This is a genomic window from Sphingomonas glaciei (assembly GCF_023380025.1).
Classification (GTDB): Bacteria; Pseudomonadota; Alphaproteobacteria; order Sphingomonadales; family Sphingomonadaceae; genus Sphingomicrobium; species Sphingomicrobium glaciei.
In genome coordinates this window covers 1,734,770-1,747,511 of the sequence record NZ_CP097253.1, presented here as the reverse complement: position 1 = coordinate 1,747,511, position 12,742 = coordinate 1,734,770, and the positions used below count along the sequence as shown (strand labels likewise).

The following is a 12,742-nucleotide window of genomic DNA, read 5'->3' as shown; positions in this document are numbered from 1 at the left end:
CTGAAAAGCCTTCAACGTATGCCGCGCCGCGCGCTGGCGAGATGATGGGCGTGGGTGATCGCCACCGCCAGTGCGTCCGCCGCATCCTCGCCAGCGATCGTGGCGCCTGGCAGCAGCATCGCGACCATCGCATGGACCTGGTCCTTGGACGCCCCGCCGCTGCCGACCACCGCCTTCTTGACCACCGAAGGGGCATATTCGCCGACTTCCAGCCCGCCGCGCGCCGCGCACATCAACGCCACCCCGCGCGCCTGGGCGAGCTTGAGGGTCGACGCCGGGTTTTTGTTGACGAATACTTCCTCGGCGGCGGCGGCAGCCGGCTGGTGTTCGAGGACGATCGCTTCCAGCGCCCCGGCCAGCTCGGCCAGCCGGGTCGCCAGCGGAAGGCTGGCCTTGGTCTTGATCTGCCCGTTGGCGAGGTGGGTCAGGCGGTTGCCCTCGGCCCGGATGATCCCCCACCCGCACGACGACAGCGAGGGGTCGAGGCCGAGGATGATCACCGCCCCGGGCTTAGCCGAGCTTCGCCAGTTCGTCGTCCGAAATGTCGTAATTGCCCCACACGGTCTGGACGTCGTCATCGTCCTCAAGTGCGTCGACCAGCTTCATCAGGGTCGCCACCGCCTCGCCCGACACTTCGGTGTTGAGGGTCGGCTTCCATGCCAGCTTGACCGCGTCCGCGGGCCCGAGCGCCGCTTCGAGCGCTTTTGCGACGTCGTGCATCCCGTCCTGCTGGGTCCAGATCTGGTGGCCGTCCTCGTCGCTCTGGACGTCGTCGGCGCCGGCTTCGATCGCGGCCTCCATCACCTTGTCCTCGTCGCCGACAGCGGCGGAATATTCAATCAGGCCAAGCCGCTCGAAGCCGTGGGCCACGCTTCCGCTCGCGCCGAGATTGCCGCCGTTCTTGGAAAAGGCGGTGCGGACGTTGGTGGCGGTGCGGTTGCGGTTGTCGGTCAGCGCCTCGACGATGATCGCCACGCCATTGGGGCCATAGCCCTCGTAGCGGACTTCCTCGTAATTCTCCGCGTCGCCCTTGCTCGCCTTGTCGATCGCGCGCTGGATATTGTCCTTGGGCATCGACTGCGCTTTGGCGGCATTGACCGCGGCGCGCAGGCGCGGGTTCATGTCGGGATCGGGCATTCCCATCTTGGCCGCGACGGTGATCTCGCGGCTGAGCTTGGAGAACATGCCCGAGCGCTTTTTGTCCTGCGCCCCCTTGCGGTGCATGATATTTTTGAATTTGGAATGGCCGGCCATGGGTGTCCCGCTTGGAAGATGTGGCAGAGCCTCTAGCCAGCTTGGCCGTCAGGCTCAATCTTGGCGGACAGCAACAGGTCGATCTTGCGGTGCAGTGCCTCGAAATGGCGCTCCCCCCGGGCGGCTAGCAGCTCGTCGACCTTGTGATGCAGTCGCAGCAGTTCGAGTTCGGCCCGAAGGTTGGTCTCATAGTCGAGCTGTGCCGCCAGCCGGTCCTTGGCGGCCTGTCGATTCTGGCTCATCATGATGATCGGCGCCTGCACCGCGGCCAGCGTCGAGAGCAGGAGATTAAGGAAGATAAAGGGGTAGGGGTCGAATGCCCGCCCGAAGCGATTGAGCACCTCGCTGTTGAGCAGCATCCAGGACAGCAGCACCGCCGCAATGCCGATGATAAAGGCCCAACTGCCGCCAACCGCCGCGACCCGGTCCGACAGCCGTTCGCCGAAGCTCGACTGGGCCGTGGTCTCGTCATTCAGATCGCGGCTGGTGGCGGTGCCGGCGGCGATGGCGGCGAGGACAGCCGTTCCTCCTCGCCGATGTCGATCTCGGAGGCGTGGAGCAGCCGTTCCGCCAAAGTTGGGGAAGGCGGCTGCCCGGCCATTTGGCTCAGAGCTTCACCGCGGTGCCGCAAGCGCAGACCATCAGCATCGAGCCCGACTTCCCGATCACCTCATAATCGAAGTCGACCGCCAGGATCGCATCGGCGCCGAGCCGTCGGGCCGATGCTTCCATTTCCTGCATCGCCTGGGCGCGGGCTTCCTGGATCGATGATTCGTAGGCGCCCGAGCGGCCGCCGAGAAAGTCGGTGACCGAGGCGAACACGTCCTTGATGACGTTGGCGCCGACAATCACTTCGCCCCCGACCAGGCCGAGATAGTCGCGAACCGGCCGCCCATCGAGCGTCGAGGTGGTGGTGATGATCATTGGCTTGAGCTCCCCCTGGTGGTCAGCCGACCTTAGTGCAGACCGAGCGCGTTGCGATAGGTCTCCAGCAAGGCATCCGCTTCGTCGCGGGCATGCTTTTCCATCTTCCGCAGGCCGACGACCTTGCGCATCGTCTTGGTGTCGAACCCGGTAGCCTTGGCTTCGGCGTAGACGTCCTTGATGTCGTCCGCGACGCCCTTCTTTTCTTCTTCCAGACGCTCGATGCGCTCGATCAAAAGGCGCAGCTGGTCGGCCGCGACGTTGCCGTCGGACATGATTCTCCCTCCCCGATGAATAGTATGCGGGGGCGCCCTTAGGCCAGCGACGGGGGAGCGCCAAGCGGTTGAACAACCAGCGTCGCCCGCTATGGCTCGGCGGCAACAGCAAACGAAACGGGAGTGTGGGTGGCGATGTCGGTAGGACCGCGCGGACGCAAGGTCAGGATTCTCGCCACCTTGGGACCCTCCTCGAGCAGCCGGGAAATGATCGCCAAGTTGATGGCGTGCGGGGCGGACGCCTTTCGCATCAACATGAGCCATGGCGACCAGGCCGCCAAGGCGCAGCTGGTGGACACGATTCGTTCACTCGAGGTCGAGCACAAGCGTCCGAGCTGCATTTTGTTCGACTTGCAGGGGCCCAAGCTGCGCGTCGGTCGCTTCGACGGCGGGTCGGCGCAGCTCGACACCGGTGCGCGCTTCATCCTCGATGCCGACGAGGCGCCCGGATCGGCCAAGCGGGTCGAGCTTCCGCACCCCGAACTGTTCGAAGCGGTCCGCGAAGGCGACCAGCTGCTGATCGACGACGGCAAGATCCGCCTGCGGGTCGCGGCGGTGACCGCCAACCGGATCGAGACCATCGTCGAGGTTGGCGGCAAGGTCAGCAACAACAAGGGCGTCAACGTCCCCGACGTGCTGGTGCCGATCCCGGCGCTGACCGAAAAGGATCGCGACGACCTGCAGTTCGCGTTGAGCCAGGGCGCCGACTTCATCGCGCTGAGCTTCGTCCAGCGGGCCGAAGACGTCGAGGAGGCGCGCGCGCTGATCGGCGACCGCGCCGCGCTGATGGTCAAGATCGAGAAGCCGGCGGCGATCGAGCGGCTGGAAGGCATCCTCCAGCATGCCGACGCGGTGATGGTCGCGCGCGGCGACCTCGGCGTCGAACTTCCGGCCGAAGCGGTCCCGCCGCTGCAGAAGATGATCGTCGCCCGCGCCCGCGAACTCGGCAAGCCGGTGGTGGTCGCTACCCAGATGCTGGAAAGCATGATCACCTCCCCGACCCCGACCCGGGCCGAAGTGAGCGACGTCGCCAACGCCATCTACGACGGCGCCGATGCGATCATGCTGTCGGCCGAAAGCGCTGCCGGCGACTTCCCGGTCGAAGCGGTGGCGATGATGGACCGGATCGGCCGCTCGGTCGAAGCCGACCCCAAATATGCCGAGCGGGTGCACTTCACCGCCACCCCGGCCGAGCCCAATACCGCCGACGCGCTGGCTGAAAGCGCGGGCAACATCGCCAACACGGTCAAGGTCGCGGCGATGGTCTGCTATACCTCGACCGGCGCGATCGCCCGCCGCATCGCCCGGGAGCGCGGACCGGTGGCGCTGCTGGTGATGACGGCCAGCCGCACCGTGGCGCGCCGGATGGGCCTGGTGTGGGGCGTCCACGCGGTCCACACCCGTGACGTCGCCAGCTTCGAGGAGATGGTCGGCAAGGCCAAGCGCATGGTGCTCCGCCACAAGCTAGCCGAGGGCGGTCAGCGGGTGATCATCATGGCCGGCGTGCCGTTCGGGACGGCCGGCTCGACCAACGTGCTGCACGTGGTTCGGGTGGTCGGCGACGAACTCGATGACTACGGGGTGAGCTAGAGCATTCCGCCGTCGCGCAAGATTCCAGGCACCTCGCCCGGTATCTCGCGCGCCAGGAAGCCGAGGGTGCCGATCCTCTCGCCCAAGCGGCGTCCGGCCTCGCCATGGCACCACACGCCCCACAGCAGGGCGGCCAGCGGGTCGGCGCGGCGGGCCAGCAGGCCGCCGACGATCCCCGCCAGCGTGTCGCCCGATCCCGAGACGCCGAGGCCGGGCCCGCCGCCCGGATAGCGAAACGCGCGCCCGTCAGGCGCAACGATGTGGCTTTGCACGCCCTTGACCAGTGTCAGGCAATCGTAACGCTCGGTGCAGCGGCGGCCGGCGGCGACGGGATCGGCGTCGACCTCCGCTTCATCACACCCGAGCAGGCTGGCCATTTCGCCGGAGTGAGGAAGGAGGATGGTCGGGCACTCGGCCCGCTGCACTTCCCCGCGCCGGGCGGGAAGCGCGTGGAGGAGGGCAGCGTCGAGCACCAGCGGCTGGCCGCCGCCGACCAGCGCCTCTGCCAGTGCCTCGGTCGACTTGTTGCCGCGCATGCCTGGGCCGGCGACCACCACGTCGGCCTGCGCGGCGCGCTCGGCGATCGGCTTGACCGTCGAGGGCGCGAACCCGCCGTCGCGGCCCTCGGCCATGCCGGTGACCATTGCTTCGGGCATCGAGATCGACAGGCCCGGCGCGGCGCTGGCGACGGTCACGATCTGCAGGCGACCCGCCCCCGAGCGCATGGCGCCCATCGCGGTCAACAGCGCTGCGCCCGACACCTCGCGGCTGCCGGCGATGATCAGGATCGAACCGCGCTCGTCCTTGTCGCCGCCGGCGATCGGCGGGAGCGGATAGCGCTTCAGGGTGTCGGGATCGAGCTCGACCGGCTCGCTCACCGGCTGCCCACCATCTGGTCGGGCGCGGCGGTAACCGGAGCGCCCTGCTCCTCGAGCGGGGCGGCATGGTTCCACAGCGCCAGCTTGGGTGCGCAGTCGAGCTCTTGCACCTCGAAGTCGAAGGCGCAGATCCCGCAGTTCAGGATGTCGGCCGCTTTGTCGATCGCCAGGATGTCGTGCTCCTCCAACTCCTCCAGCACGTAGCGCATGCACAGCACCACCACCTGGTGGCAGACGATCAGCACGCGCCGCCCATTATAGTGGAGGTTGATCGAATTCATCGCCGAGCGCAGCCGCAGGATCACGTCGGCCCAGCTCTCACCGCCGGGCGGACGGTGATAGAATTTGCCGAGCCGGGCGCGGTGGGCGGCTTCCTCGGGATAATTTTGGCGGATGCCGAGCGCGGTGAGGCCGTCGAATACTCCGAATTCACGTTCGCGCAGGCGTTCGTCGATGACGGTGCGGGCCCGGCCGCCGGCAAGCCCGCCCGCCTCGCAGATCGCGCGGGCGGTCTGGCGGGCCCGAAGATAGGGCGAGGAGAGGATCACCTCGGGCTTCTCGCCCTCGGGCAAGACGGCGAACCAGCGCCCGGCGGCATCGGCCTGCTGGTGGCCGAGGTCGGACAGGGGCACGTCGACGTCGCGCATGTCGATTCCGATGGTCGCCAGCCCCTCGGCCTCCGAGCGGTCGCGCGCGACATTGCCCTGGCTCTGGCCGTGGCGGACGAGGTACAGGCGCTGGGGCCAGTGGCTTGTCGGCTGCAAGTGGTGGGATCCTTTCTCGCCCCGTCAAAGCACGAGGGCGCGCGAAGGTTCAACCGCGCCTAGCGGGGCAGCGTTTCGGCATAGCGGACATAATCGTCCAGCGCGGCGGTCAGCGGGCGCAATATCTGGCCGCGATTGGTGCCCAGCGTGTTGTTGGCGCGGTCGCCGCCCGAATCGCGGATCTTTTTGGGACACAGGTTGGTCCGCCCGGCAATTTCGTGGGCGAGGTCGTGCCAGCTAATGCTTCCGACGTTCGCCAGGTGCCAGATCCCGCGCTCGCCATCGAGCAGCAGGTCGAGCGTCGCGTGAACGAGATCGGGGACATAGGTCGGCGAGACAATGGCATTGCCGCTGGCATGCACTTCCTCGCCGCGGCTTAATGCCGCCACGGTGTGGTGGAGGAAGTTGTGCGGATCCCACGGGCCGAAGAACGCGCTGGTGCGGACGATCAGGGCCCGCGGATCGATCTCCAGCACGCGATCCTCCGCCAGCGCCTTGCTTTCGCCGTAGACACAGGTCGGGCTGGTCGGATCGGGCTCGAGATAGGCGCGGCCAAGCTTGCCGTCGAACACCAGGTCGGACGAGAAGGTGACGAACGGGATGCCGCGGCGGTGGCAGGCGGCGGCGAGCAGTTCAGGACCGGTGGTGTTGATCGCGAAGCAGTCGTCGGGCTGATGCTCGGCTTCGGGCACGCGGACGAAGCCGGCGGTATTGACCACCGCCCACGGCCGCAGCCGGTCAAGCGCATTGGCGATGCTGGCGGCGTCGGTGATGTCGAGTGCGGCGCGGTCGGTGACCCGGTGGGCCAGCCCGCGGCGGGTGCAGATGCGCGCAAATGCCTGGCCGAGCGTGCCGGTGGCGCCGGTGACGAGCAAGGGCTGGCTCCCGAAGCGTTCGGGCGGGCACGGCTCCGACCCGATGTAGAAACGCTCCGGCCGCTTCCACCACGGCATGCCTGCGCCGACCGGATGCTGGAGCATGCTCCCCTTCGCCAGCGCCGCTGCGGCCTTGGCGATCAGCGTCGGGCGGGTGCCGCCACCGCGCGTGTCGAACGCGCCGACGTCGTAGATCCCCTCGCGCAGGGTGAGCAGCGAGCGCCAGTCGACGTTGCCGAACAGCGACCACAGGGTGACCGCGCGGACGTCGACGCCCTCGTCCCTGACGGTCTCGGCAGCGGCCCACACTTCGTGCAGCCACCGCAACTGCTCCTCGCGGGTGCAGCCATGGTGGACTTCGGTGATGGCGAGCGGGATGCCGTAGCGTTCCCACGCCTCGCGCAGCCGGGCGGCAGGGCCGGTCAGCCCGGCGAGGCGCGGCATCCGCACCGCTTCGAGATCGACGTACTTCTGCCGGCCGTTGGTTCCGACCGGCTCGCCCGGATAGCGTCCGGCGCGCTGGTCGAGATAGCGCTCGCTGGTCAGGTAATGGTTGATCCCGATGAGGTCGGGGGTCGCCTCGCCGGAACGCAGATCGTCGAGCAGCGCGTCGGGCACCCCAGCTTTGCGTAGCGGCGTGTAGAAGCCGTGGTCGGCGTCGACCCGGCCCGCCAGCAGGTCGAGGCTGAGCCAGCGCCGTTCGTTCTCGTGATTTGCCTGGTAGGCGAGGGCGGGGGTCGACCAGGTCTTGCCGAGGTCCTCGGTGGTGACGTGCCGCGCGTGGGGGATGACCTTGCGGATCGCCCGCATCGCCTGGAGCGAGCCGTTGCATTCGTTGGCGAGCGCCAGCAGCGTCTCGTTCAGGCTGTGCCGGTGCGGATACCAGTGGCCGTACATGCAGGCGAAGCGGGCGGTGGTCAGCGGCTCGTTGACCGGGGTCCACTGGTCTATCCACGGATAGCGTTCGGCGACCTTGGCCGCATAGCGCCCCAACTTATCGCCGAAATCGGGATCGAGCAGGCTGGTGTAGCGTGGCCCCGAGCCATGGTGGACGAGCCCGCCAATAACCCGGATGCCGAGGTCGCGCAGTCGCCGCAGCCGCTCGTCGTGCCAGGCGAAGTCGAGCTTGTCGGGATCGTCGGGCGCCACCCGCTCCCATACGATGGGGTAGCGGACGGTCCTGATGCCCAGCTCGGCGATGGCATCGAGGTCGGCGAGGCGGACCGAATGGCCGGTCTCCACCACCTGGTCACGATACTGGTCGCCGAGGCGAACAACCGTGCATTCCACTCCGCCCCATAATTCGAGGGGCGGAGTGCTGCGTTCGTGACCTTCTTTCATGGAGCGGCGTCAACTGGCCTTAGATGGCCAGTCGAAGCTCCTGGCTACTCGCGCCGGTGCGGGTGCGGACTTCGTCCATCCGGCGGAACGTGGCGAGGGCCTGACCCACGATCTGGTCCATGTTGTAGTAACGGTAGGTCGCCAGGCGACCGACAAAGGTCACCCCGGCGGTCGAATCCGCCAGCGCTTCGTAGCGCTTGAACAACGCCTGGTTCTCCGGCCGCGGAATCGGGTAATAGGGATCACCCTCGGCGCTTGGATATTCAAGCGTGATCGAGGTCCGCGGATGCTGCTGCCCGGTCAGGTGCTTGTATTCGCTGATCCGGGTGTAGGGGATGTCGGTCGACGGATAGTTGACCGTGCCCACCTCCTGGAACCACTCCTTGTCGATCGTCGAGTGGACGAAGCGCAGCGAGCGATAGGGCAGCTTGCCGAAGCGCCAGTCGAAATATTCGTCGATCGGGCCGGTGTAGATAATGTGCGCGGCGTCGATCTCGTTCCGCACGTCGCGGAAGTCAGTGCCGAGCGACTTGTCGATCAGCGGATGGTCCAGCATGCGCTCGAACATCCGGGTGTAGCCCTCGAGCGGCATGATCTGGTGCTTGTCGGTGAAATAACGGTCGTCGGTATTGGTCCGGGTCGGGATCCGCGCCGTCACCAGCTTGTCGAGCTCGCTCGGGTCGAGACCCCATTGCTTGCGCGTGTAGCCTTGGAAGAACAGCTCGTAGAGCTCGCGGCCGACCGCGTTGACGACGACGTCCTCGCTGGTCTTTATATCCGCCACCGGCTCGGCCCGTGCCGCCAGGAACGCCGCGGCGTCCTCGTCGGTCTTCAGCCCGGCATTGAACAGCATGTTCAAGGTGGTGCGGTTGATCGGGATCGGCACCTGCTGGTCGCGGACGTTGGCGAGCACGCGGTGCTCGTACGGGCGCCACTGGGTGAACTGCGACAGGTAGCTGACGATCTCATCGCTGTTGGCGTGGAAGATATGCGGCCCGTACTTGTGGTACAGGATGCCGTTCTTGTCATATTCGTCATAGGCATTGCCGGCGACGTGATCGCGCTTGTCGATCATCAGCACGCGGGCACCATGCTGGGTCGCCAGCCGCTCGGCCAGGACCGATCCGGCAAAGCCGCAGCCGACGATCAGGTAATCGTACTTCTTGTTTTTGGTGTGGGTGTACTGCCCCTGCCCGAATGCCGGGCGCTCGATCTTCTGGCCTTCCTTCGTTACCTCGCCGAGTAGCGCGGCCATCCGGGCCTGAGTGGTGTCCCAGCTCATGTCGGCCAGCGCCAGGTCGACTTCGGCCAGCCACTCGCCGTCCTGACCGGCAGTCAGGGCATGCGCGCGCTCGCCGGCGTCGACGAACTGTGCGGCCGTGGCGGCGATCATCACGCCGGACAGCTTCTCGTAGTGACGCTTGACGTCCTTGATTGGCGTCGAGACCACCGGCTTGCCGGCGGCAAGATATTCGGGGGTCTTGGTCGGCGAGATGAAGCGGGTCGCCTCGTTGATGGCGAACGGCATCATCGCCACGTCCCAGTTGCCGAGGTAGGTCGGCAACTCGTCGTAGCTCTTGCCGCCAAGGTAGTGGATGTTCGGGCGGCGGGGCAGGTCAACTTCGCTGATCTTCACCACCGGGCCGACCATCACCAGCTGCCAGTCGGGCCGGAGGTCGGCGACGCTGGCGAGGAGGTCGAGGTCGATCCGCTCGTCGATGACGCCGTAGAAACCGAGCCGCGGATGGGCGATCCCGGCCTGATCGGCAGGATCGGCGATACCGCCGCGGGCCGCGCCGAAGTGGGCGCGATCGACCGAAGAGGGGAAGGGGTGGACGTTGCCGTGCCGCTTCTTCTTGGCTTCGTACAGCGAATAGCCGCCGGTAAAGACGATGTCGGCCGCCTCCAGCAGCTCACGCTCGAGGTCGAGCAGTTCGGTCGGTGCGAAACGGAAGGCGCTCAGCTCGTCCATGCAGTCATAGACGGTGGCGACCGAATCCAGATGCCGCGAGAAGGGCAGCATCATCGGCGTGTAGTACCAGCGGATCAGGCGGCCATCGAGGGTCGCCGAATAGCTGTCGAGCAGGCCTTTGAGGATCGTGCGCTCGGCATCGACATCCAGGCCTTCGGGGATGCGCGGCGTGACCACCGTCACGTTCGCCATGTCCTTGGCCGAGCGTTCATCGAGCGACGGTCCGGCGCCGGCTTCGGCGAAGATCGGTTCTTCCCAAATTACGACCGGCATCGACTTGGCGAACCGGCTCATCAGATGCTGGGGGCGCTGGAACACGAAGTCCCAGCGAAGATGCGAAAAGCACAACAGGGTCGTTCCTTTGCCCTGCGCGGTGCGAACCGGAGAAGAACCAGAGTCGTTTACGCCGACTTTCTCGAACATGCGATAGGAACCTCTCTCAAGAGCTTAGGTAGTTACGGTCAAACAACGGTTCGCCGATTCGGGTTCCGCGGGATGGCGGCTCAATTCGGCTGAGTGATGCTGCGCTGCGGCAAACGGAATTCGCCTTGCGCTTGAGAGAATGAACAATCGTTCAGCCTTTCGGTTCCGTGGCCGTCTTCGCAGGTGCGGCACGGGCTCGGATTGACGCCTCGCCGCGCGGGCGCGAAGAGCGGGCCATGAGCAGTACCATTGCAGAACTGGAACGCCGCCGCGCCGCCGCGCACATCGGCGGAGGCGCCAAACGAATCGACGCCCAGCACGCCAAGGGGCGGCTGACCGCCCGCGAGCGGTTGGCCGTCCTCCTCGACGAAGGCAGCTTCGAAGAGGTCGATGCCTTCGTCGAGCATAATGCGACCGAGTTCGGAATGGCCGACCAGCGTTTTCCCGGCGACGGGGTGGTGACCGGCAGCGGAACCATCAACGGCCGCCTGGTCTATGTCTTTGCGCAGGACTTCACCGTGTTCGGCGGCTCGCTCAGCGAGCGCCACGCGCAGAAGATCTGCAAGATCATGGACGCGGCGATGAAGGTCGGCGCGCCGGTGATCGGACTCAACGATTCGGGCGGCGCGCGCATCCAGGAGGGCGTCGCCAGCCTCGCCGGCTATGCCGAGGTGTTCCAGCGCAACGTGCTGGCGTCGGGCGTGGTGCCGCAGCTGTCCCTCATCATGGGCCCGTGCGCGGGCGGGGCGGTCTATTCGCCGGCGATGACCGACTTCATCTTCATGGTCAAAGATTCGAGCTACATGTTCGTCACCGGCCCGGAGGTGGTGAAGACCGTCACCAACGAGGTCGTGACGCAGGAGGAACTGGGTGGCGCGGTCACCCACACCACCAAGTCGTCGGTTGCCGACCTCGCGCTGGAGAACGACATCGATGCGCTGCTCGCGGCGCGCGAGTTCTTCGACTTCCTGCCGCTGTCGAACCGCGTGTCGGTGCCAGAGCGCCCGACCGAGGACCCGTGGGACCGCGCCGAGCCCAGCCTCGACACCTTGATCCCGCCCAGCGCCAATCAGCCCTACGACATGCACGAACTGATTCGGAATGTCGCCGACGAAGGCGACTTCTTCGAGCTTCAGCCCGCCCACGCCGCCAACATCATCATCGGCTTCTGCCGGATCGAAGGCCGCACCGTGGGCGTCGTCGCCAACCAGCCGATGGTGCTGGCCGGCGTGCTCGACATCAACTCGTCCAAGAAGGCCGCCCGCTTCGTCCGCTTCTGCGACGCCTTCGACATTCCGATCCTGACCTTTGTCGACGTGCCCGGCTTCCTCCCCGGCGTCGGCCAGGAACATAACGGCATCATCAAGCATGGCGCCAAATTGCTGTTCGCTTATGCCGAAGCGACCGTCCCCAAGATCACCGTCATCACCCGCAAGGCCTATGGCGGGGCCTATGACGTCATGGCCTCCAAGCACCTCCGCGGCGACTTGAATTACGCCTGGCCGACCGCCGAGATCGCGGTGATGGGCGCCAAGGGCGCGGTGGAGATCATCTTCCGTCAGGACCGGGGCGACGCCGAACTGATCGCCGCGCGCACCAAGGAATATGAAGACCGCTTCGCCAACCCCTTCGTGGCGGCGAGCATGGGCTTCATCGACGACGTCATCCAGCCGCAGGAAACCCGCCGCAAGGTCGCGCTGGGCCTTCGCAAGCTCAAGGACAAGCAGCTCGAAAACCCGTGGAAGAAGCACGACAACATTCCGCTATGAAACTTGGACGCCTGAACCATATCGGGGTCGCCACCCCATCGATCGAGAAGAGCCTCGAGACCTATCGCACGCTATTCGGCGCTGAGCCGTCTTCGCCGCCGTTCGACCTCCCCGTACAGGGCGTTCGCGTGTGCTTCGTCGATGCACCTAATAGCCAAATCGAGCTGATCGAGCCGCTTGGGTCCGATAGCCCGGTGGCGAAGTTCATCGAGAAGAACCCGCAGGGCGGACAGCATCATGTCTGCTTCGAAGTCGACGACATCGAAGCTGCCCGCGCCCACTTCGAAGGGGTCGGCGCCCGCATCCTCGGCCCGACTCGGATCGGCGCCCATGGCACTCCGATCTTCTTCCTCCATCCCAAAGACACCGGCGGGACTCTGACCGAGATCATGGAAAGCCCCAAGCAGGCACATTGATGGGCAGCCGCGGCGAGGAACTGCTGATCGGCGCCCTGTGCGCCGTGCTCGGTCTGTTCGTACTGCAGCGGATTGCGGGCGCCCTGCGCAGCGGCGAGGTGCCGCTCTATCGCACTCGCCTCAAGCGCACCGAAGCGGGCGAGGCGCGGTTCTGGGGACTGGTGTTGGTCAATGTCGGGATGGTCGTGCTGCTGTTCTTCATCGCCGCCGACCTGCTGCTCGACCTCGGCTTTCGAAGCGGGCGCTAGCCAAGGGTTTTCG

At 66.3% G+C, this 12,742-nt stretch carries 14 protein-coding genes; 4 read left to right on the top strand and 10 right to left on the bottom strand.

The features are described 5' to 3' along the window. Nucleotides 1-11 precede the first annotated feature (11 nt). The 6 genes from ruvC to M1K48_RS08475 form a co-directional block, all read right to left on the bottom strand. Nucleotides 12-500, bottom strand: coding sequence for a crossover junction endodeoxyribonuclease RuvC (ruvC, locus tag M1K48_RS08495; protein ID WP_249454407.1), 489 nt, complete (start codon nt 498-500; stop codon nt 12-14). 10 nt (nt 501-510) lie between these two features. Beyond that, the gene (locus M1K48_RS08490) at nt 511-1,254 is read right to left on the bottom strand and encodes a YebC/PmpR family DNA-binding transcriptional regulator (RefSeq protein ID WP_249454403.1); all 744 of its coding nucleotides are present in this window, start codon (nt 1,252-1,254) and stop codon (nt 511-513) included. Between the two features lie 32 nt (nt 1,255-1,286). Further along, nucleotides 1,287-1,628 carry a DUF1003 domain-containing protein gene (locus M1K48_RS14420; RefSeq protein ID WP_406696543.1) on the bottom strand — a complete coding sequence of 114 codons (342 nt, stop codon included), beginning with the start codon at nt 1,626-1,628 and terminating at the stop codon, nt 1,287-1,289. A gap of 98 nt (nt 1,629-1,726) precedes the next feature. Next, complete coding sequence (locus tag M1K48_RS14415; protein WP_406696541.1) at nt 1,727-1,855, bottom strand: hypothetical protein; 129 nt, start codon at nt 1,853-1,855, stop codon at nt 1,727-1,729. A gap of 5 nt (nt 1,856-1,860) precedes the next feature. Continuing rightward, nucleotides 1,861-2,178 carry a YbjQ family protein gene (locus M1K48_RS08480; RefSeq protein ID WP_249454401.1) on the bottom strand — a complete coding sequence of 106 codons (318 nt, stop codon included), beginning with the start codon at nt 2,176-2,178 and terminating at the stop codon, nt 1,861-1,863. Nucleotides 2,179-2,210: 32 nt separating this feature from the next. Then, complete coding sequence (locus tag M1K48_RS08475; protein WP_249454399.1) at nt 2,211-2,453, bottom strand: DUF2312 domain-containing protein; 243 nt, start codon at nt 2,451-2,453, stop codon at nt 2,211-2,213. Nucleotides 2,454-2,588: 135 nt separating this feature from the next. On the opposite strand from M1K48_RS08475, the gene pyk reads away from it, so the two are divergent. After that, entirely contained in the window at nt 2,589-4,043 is a 1,455-nt protein-coding gene (pyk, locus tag M1K48_RS08470) for a pyruvate kinase (RefSeq protein WP_249505217.1), read from the top strand. Here the strand turns inward: pyk and M1K48_RS08465 are convergent. The 4 genes from M1K48_RS08465 to glf are packed head-to-tail and all read right to left on the bottom strand — an operon-like array spanning nt 4,040 to nt 10,221. Next, entirely contained in the window at nt 4,040-4,921 is an 882-nt protein-coding gene (locus tag M1K48_RS08465) for an NAD(P)H-hydrate dehydratase (protein WP_249454396.1), read from the bottom strand. The genes pyk and M1K48_RS08465 overlap by 4 nt on opposite strands. Next, complete coding sequence (locus M1K48_RS08460) at nt 4,918-5,685, bottom strand: histidine phosphatase family protein (RefSeq protein WP_249454392.1); 768 nt, start codon at nt 5,683-5,685, stop codon at nt 4,918-4,920. The genes M1K48_RS08465 and M1K48_RS08460 overlap by 4 nt, the downstream gene beginning before the upstream one ends. Nucleotides 5,686-5,744: 59 nt before the next feature. Further along, nucleotides 5,745-7,901, bottom strand: a complete 2,157-nt coding sequence (locus M1K48_RS08455) for a family 1 glycosylhydrolase (protein WP_249454390.1) — start codon at nt 7,899-7,901, stop codon at nt 5,745-5,747. Nucleotides 7,902-7,920: 19 nt separating this feature from the next. Further along, a complete protein-coding gene (gene glf / locus M1K48_RS08450; RefSeq protein ID WP_249454388.1) occupies nt 7,921-10,221 on the bottom strand; it encodes a UDP-galactopyranose mutase in 2,301 nt (766 codons plus the stop codon). A gap of 311 nt (nt 10,222-10,532) precedes the next feature. Between glf and M1K48_RS08445 the strand changes: the two genes are divergently transcribed. From M1K48_RS08445 to M1K48_RS08435, 3 genes are read left to right on the top strand one after another with little or no spacing between them, the layout of a single operon-like run. After that, a complete protein-coding gene (locus M1K48_RS08445) occupies nt 10,533-12,065 on the top strand; it encodes an acyl-CoA carboxylase subunit beta (RefSeq protein ID WP_249454382.1) in 1,533 nt (510 codons plus the stop codon). After that, nucleotides 12,062-12,481 carry a methylmalonyl-CoA epimerase gene (gene mce / locus M1K48_RS08440; RefSeq protein WP_249454378.1) on the top strand — a complete coding sequence of 140 codons (420 nt, stop codon included), beginning with the start codon at nt 12,062-12,064 and terminating at the stop codon, nt 12,479-12,481. Before M1K48_RS08445 ends, mce begins: the two co-directional genes overlap by 4 nt. Further along, nucleotides 12,481-12,729 carry a hypothetical protein gene (locus tag M1K48_RS08435; protein WP_249454376.1) on the top strand — a complete coding sequence of 83 codons (249 nt, stop codon included), beginning with the start codon at nt 12,481-12,483 and terminating at the stop codon, nt 12,727-12,729. Before mce ends, M1K48_RS08435 begins: the two co-directional genes overlap by 1 nt. The last annotated feature ends 13 nt before the right edge of the window (nt 12,730-12,742 follow it).